The 5,016-nt window shown below is 52.3% G+C and carries 4 protein-coding genes; 2 read left to right on the forward strand and 2 right to left on the reverse strand.

The window, feature by feature from the left end:
• Window positions 1-242: 242 nt before the first annotated feature.
• Entirely contained in the window at window positions 243-917 is a 675-nt protein-coding gene (locus tag ACTHUE_RS10825; RefSeq protein ID WP_070585107.1) for a hypothetical protein, read from the forward strand.
• Window positions 918-996: 79 nt separating this feature from the next.
• On the opposite strand, the gene ACTHUE_RS10830 is transcribed toward ACTHUE_RS10825, so the two are convergent.
• Complete coding sequence (locus ACTHUE_RS10830; protein WP_440402867.1) at window positions 997-3,186, reverse strand: primosomal protein N'; 2,190 nt, start codon at window positions 3,184-3,186, stop codon at window positions 997-999.
• A 135-nt stretch (window positions 3,187-3,321) separates the two neighbouring features.
• Here ACTHUE_RS10830 and ACTHUE_RS10835 point away from each other — a divergent pair, with 135 nt between their 5' ends.
• Complete coding sequence (locus tag ACTHUE_RS10835) at window positions 3,322-4,113, forward strand: DsbC family protein (protein ID WP_440402866.1); 792 nt, start codon at window positions 3,322-3,324, stop codon at window positions 4,111-4,113.
• 136 nt (window positions 4,114-4,249) lie between these two features.
• On the opposite strand, the gene ACTHUE_RS10840 is transcribed toward ACTHUE_RS10835, so the two are convergent.
• The gene (locus ACTHUE_RS10840) at window positions 4,250-4,933 is read right to left on the reverse strand and encodes a 2,3-diphosphoglycerate-dependent phosphoglycerate mutase (protein WP_440423462.1); all 684 of its coding nucleotides are present in this window, start codon (window positions 4,931-4,933) and stop codon (window positions 4,250-4,252) included.
• Between the last annotated feature and the right edge of the window lie 83 nt (window positions 4,934-5,016).

The following is a 5,016-nucleotide window of genomic DNA, read 5'->3' on the forward strand; positions in this document are numbered from 1 at the left end:
TAATAATATCGGGCGTGAATATTTACTCTACAATAGACATAACATTGGACATGTATGTTTCCATATAAATAAAAAATTATTGTCCAGCCGATTAACGACACAAAGGCAAACCGTACCTGGTCTGCCTGAGACTGCAGCCTCTGTTTTGGCTCGTATCATAAGCCAAAACAGCTCAAACACAATAACAAAACCTTAGGCTAAACCCATTTGGTTGACGCAGTCGAAATACTCATGGGATATCAATGAGCAAACAAGAAAAATTTTTCGACGTATACGTTTCCTATCCGCCGAACACGGATAGGGAGCTCATCCACGCCTGCCTGTATGAGAACCTGCCCGAAAACGAAGTCGAGAGCCTGATTCAAGCCTTGGCTGAGCGTCCGCAAGCGATTGTGGCCGAAAAATGTACCCAAGATGAGCGCGAAAATGCGCAGCATTACTTCAGCTATTTGGGTTTGGACGTGATCGTCCGTCAGTCTATGGAATTGGAAGCAGTTGAAGAAGAAACTATGTCGGCAGCCAATACTCCCGACCCTATCCAATGCCCCGTCTGCATGACGATTATTGACGAACTAGATGCACAGGAATGTAAAACCTGCCACTTTGATTTGACAGAAAAAAATGAGCTGGCCATCCAGCGTAAGCGCATTGAATGGCAGGAAAAAATCTCTTTCGAGCATAAAAAACAAACCGAAATTGCCCACAAGCTCAAATACGAGCGCGAGCAGGAAGAGAAAAAGCTGCGCAAGAAAATCCGTGCCGAGTTGGAATCCCAACTACGCGAAGAGTTAGACCAAAATCCTGAGCTGGCAGCACTTGCAGCGAGGAAGAAAACACAGTTCCTGCTTACAATGGCTATCGTATTCGCCGTTTTGAGCCTGCTTGCACTCGGCTATATAGCTGCAAAATTCTTCTAAACCGATTCAAAAACTTAAGGCCGTCTGAAAACAGATTTTCAGACGGCCTTTTATTTCCTTATTGATTGAGCCATTTCAATCAAGCCTCTTGCACATCAACGTCCACCGACCATCTGATTTTACCGTCGCGGTTTTGCTGCAACACCTGCACCCACAAACTCACGGCACGGTGCAAATCTTGTCGGGATGTCGATTCGAGGAAAACTTGCGCACGTTCGCGTTCGGCAAGGCGCACCATCAGCATCGGAGCGGCACCAAACTGGGAGACGCTTTCGGGCAAAAGCGGAGCGAGGGTTTCTTTGGCGGTGTTGAGAAATTCCATCGCATCGGCAAAGCGCGGCGCATCGGCACGGACGGCCGTCTGAAAACCGAAAGGCGGCATGGCGAACATTTGCCGTTCGTTCAATTCGTTTTCGGCAAACACGGCGTAGTCCTGCGCTTTGACGGCGGCGAAGACGGGATGTTCGGGCAGTTGGGTTTGTATCAACACCTTGCCGGGTTTGTCGGCACGCCCCGCCCTGCCGGACACCTGCATCAGCTCGGCGAACAGTCTTTCCGGCGCGCGAAAGTCCGCGCTGTACAGGCTGCCATCGGCGTTCAACACGATAACAAGGTTGAGCCGCGCGAAATCATGGCCTTTGGCGAGCATCTGCGTACCGACCAGAATATCGATTTCGTTGTCTGCGATGCGGCGGTACAAATCCGCCCAGTCGTTTTTGTGCGCAGTGCTGTCCCTGTCGACACGGACGACGGCGGCCTTGTGCAGGAAGACGCGCAGGGTTTCTTCGACGCGCTGTGTGCCGTGTCCGACGGCGGTCAGGTCTTGGTTGCCGCAGTCGGGGCATTTGAACGGGATGGGTTCGCGATGATCGCAGTGGTGGCAGCGCAGTTGGCAGGCGCGTTGGTGCAGCACCATTTTAGCGGAGCAGTTTGGACAGCCGAAGGTATGGCCGCAGTCGCCGCAAAACAGCGCGGGCGCGAAACCGCGCCGGTTGAGGTACACCAGCGACATGCCACCTGCTTCAAAATTCTGTTTTAAAAGCTGCAAGGCTTGCGGCGAGAAGCCGTTGTCAAGTTTCAGACGGCCTACGTTGAGAATTTCTACTTGCGGCAGTTGCGCGGCGGCATGGGCGCGCTCGGTCAGTTGCAGCAGGCGGTACGCGCCGCTTTGCGCCTTGTGCCAGCTCTCCAAGCTGGGCGTGGCACTGCCCAACACGACGGGACAGCCGCTCTGCTTCGCCCGCCACACCGCCAAATCGCGGGCGTGGTAGCGCAATTCGTTGTCTTGTTTGAACGAGCCGTCGTGTTCCTCATCGACCACAATCAGCCCGACATCAGGCAAAGGTGTGAACACCGCCAACCGTGTGCCAATCACCAGCTTCGCCTGCCCCAACATAGCGCGCAAATAATCCTGCGTGCGCTTGCCCGCAGCCATCTGGCTGTGCAACACGGCGGTCGGCACATCGGCAAAACGGTTTTCCACCCGCTTCAAAAGCTGCGGCGTGAGGTTGATTTCCGGCAACAAAAACAACACTTGCCGCCCCTGCGCCAACACTTTCGCCATCGCATCGAAATACACTTCGGTCTTGCCGCTGCCGGTGATGCCGTACAGCAAAAACGGTTGAAATTTACCAAAGGCCGTCTGAATTTCATCGGAAGCCTTCTGCTGGTCGGCATTTAATACAAATTCAGAGTGCGAAGCCTGGCCATTACACGACCTTAAAACGGGCTTCGCCGCTTCCGTCGTTTTAATCCAACCCTGTTCCGCCCAATCTTCGATTAATTTCGCCGCCTGCGCGTTCACCTGCTTCAACGCCGCCATCGTCATTTCGCCCGACAGCAACGCGTCCCACAAAGCCGCTTTTTTGTTGAACCGAGCCGGCGGCGGCGTTTGCGCCCTGCCCGCTTCGTTCAGCGCGTAAAACAGCGGCGGCTGCGGCATTTCTACCGTGTGCGTTTCCTTCAAACCCTGCGGCAGCGCGGCAAACACTGCCTGCCCGGTCGGATAGTGGTAATAACGCGACGTAAACGCCAACAAATCACGCCAGCTTTGAGGCAACGGCTTTTCTTCCACAAAGGCCGTCTGAACGCTCAAAATCCGCGCCGTATCCATATCGGGCGCAATATCCGTTTCCCACACCATCCCGACAACGGTTTTATTGCGGAAAGGCACAAGCACTCGCGTTCCCGGAGGAAGCGGCTCGGAATGGGAATACGTCAAAAGGCCGTCTGAAAGCGGCACGTTTACGGCAATACGGTGGTAGAACATACAAACAATCAAATCATTTTTTCGTATTTTAACAGCCGAAAGCTATTTTCAGACGATAATTTGAGCCTTAGCACAATGCAGACATAACAGAGGTTTGATACAATGCCTTACTTTCAACACACGCAAGTCTTTCGCATGAAAACCAAGTTAATCAAAATCTTAACACCGTTTGCCGTCCTTCCTTTATTGGCATGCGGTCAACCTGCCGTATCCAACGCCAACGCGGCGCCTGCCCCTGCTGTCAAAGCGGAAGCACCTGCCGACAAATCCGTTGCCGCTTCTTTGAAAGCGCGTTTGGAAAAAGTCTATGCCGCCCAAGATTTGAAAGTTTTGAGCGTTAGTGAAACACCGATTAAAGGCATTTATGAAGTTGTCGTCAGCGGCAAACAAATCATCTATACCGATGCCAAAGGCGACTATATGCTCGTTGGCGACCTCATCAACGTCAACACGCGCCAAAGCATGACTGAAGAACGCGCCGCCGATTTGAACAAAATCGACTTCGCTTCCCTGCCTTTGGACAAAGCTATCAAAGAAGTGCGCGGCAACGGCAAACTGAAAGTCGCTGTTTTCTCCGATCCGGACTGCCCGTACTGCAAACGCTTGGAGCATGAATTTGAAAAAATGACCGACATCACGATTTATACCTTCATGATGCCGATTCCAAGCCTGCACCCTGATGCCGCGCGCAAAGCCGAGCTGTTGTGGTGCCAACCTAATCCGACCCAGGCATGGATCGACTGGATGCGCAAAGGCAAACTCCCAAACGGCAAAGCAAACTGCGAAAACCCTGTTGCTGAAACCACTTCATTGGGCGAACAATTCGGCTTCAACGGCACACCGACCGTGGTCTTCCCTAACGGTCGCAGCCAAAGCGGTTACAGCCCTATGCCTCACCTCAAAGAAATCATCGAGAAAAACCAGTAATACAGGGTTTAATCTCCATCAAGGACGCTTTACGCGTCCTTTTTTCATGTCATCCGCCATCAACTGCCTTCAGACGGCCTCGATACAGACAAATATAAAAAAAGGACGTGTCCGCCACGTCCTTTTTCCCTTTACCTTACAGGTAGAATTTCTCAACCACTTTCAGGTTTTCGTCCAATTTGTACACCAGCGGCTGACCGGTCGGGATTTCCAAGCCCATGATGTCTTCGTCGGAAATGCCTTCGATGTGTTTGGCCAACGCACGCAGGGAGTTGCCGTGTGCCGCAACCAATACACGTTTGCCGCTCAGGATGGCCGGAGCGATTTGGTCTTCCCAGAAAGGCAGGACGCGCTCGAGGGTAACTTTGAGGTTTTCACCATCAGGTACAACATCGCTAGGCAGGTTGGTATAGCGACGGTCGTTGTGGGCGGAGTGAGGGTCTTTAGGATCGAGCAGCGGAGGCAGGGTGTCGTAGCTGCGGCGCCAGATGTGGACTTGCTCATCGCCGTATTTTTCTGCGGTTTGTTTTTTATCCATACCTTGCAGCTGGCCGTAGTGGCGCTCGTTCAAACGCCATGATTTGATTTGTGGAACAAACAGTTGGTCGGATTCTTCCAAAACGATGTTACAGGTTTTGATGGCACGGGTCAGAACGGAAGTAAAGGCGATGTCGAACTCGTAGCCTTTCTCTTTCAGCTTTTTACCTGCTGCAGCGGCTTCTGCCAAACCTTGCTCGCTCAGCTTGACGTCGCGCCAGCCGGTGAAAAGGTTTTTTGCGTTCCATTCGCTTTGTCCGTGACGGATGAATACTAATTCCATGATAGTTTGCTCCAATGAAGTTTGGGAAAGGGTATTTATATCACACTTTGCCGCCGCGCTGATAACGCCGGCGGTTTCTTTTG

It is taken from the genome of Neisseria sp. P0021.S005, from assembly GCF_051956955.1.

Excerpts from the sequence above, each read along its gene's own strand:
- ACTHUE_RS10825 (WP_070585107.1), top strand. The coding sequence starts at position 243 with ATGAGCAAACAAGAAAAATTTTTCGACGTATACGTTTCCTATCCGCCG.
- ACTHUE_RS10835 (WP_440402866.1), top strand. The coding sequence starts at position 3,322 with ATGAAAACCAAGTTAATCAAAATCTTAACACCGTTTGCCGTCCTTCCT.
- ACTHUE_RS10840 (WP_440423462.1), bottom strand. The coding sequence starts at position 4,933 with ATGGAATTAGTATTCATCCGTCACGGACAAAGCGAATGGAACGCAAAA.
- ACTHUE_RS10830 (WP_440402867.1), bottom strand. The coding sequence starts at position 3,186 with ATGTTCTACCACCGTATTGCCGTAAACGTGCCGCTTTCAGACGGCCTT.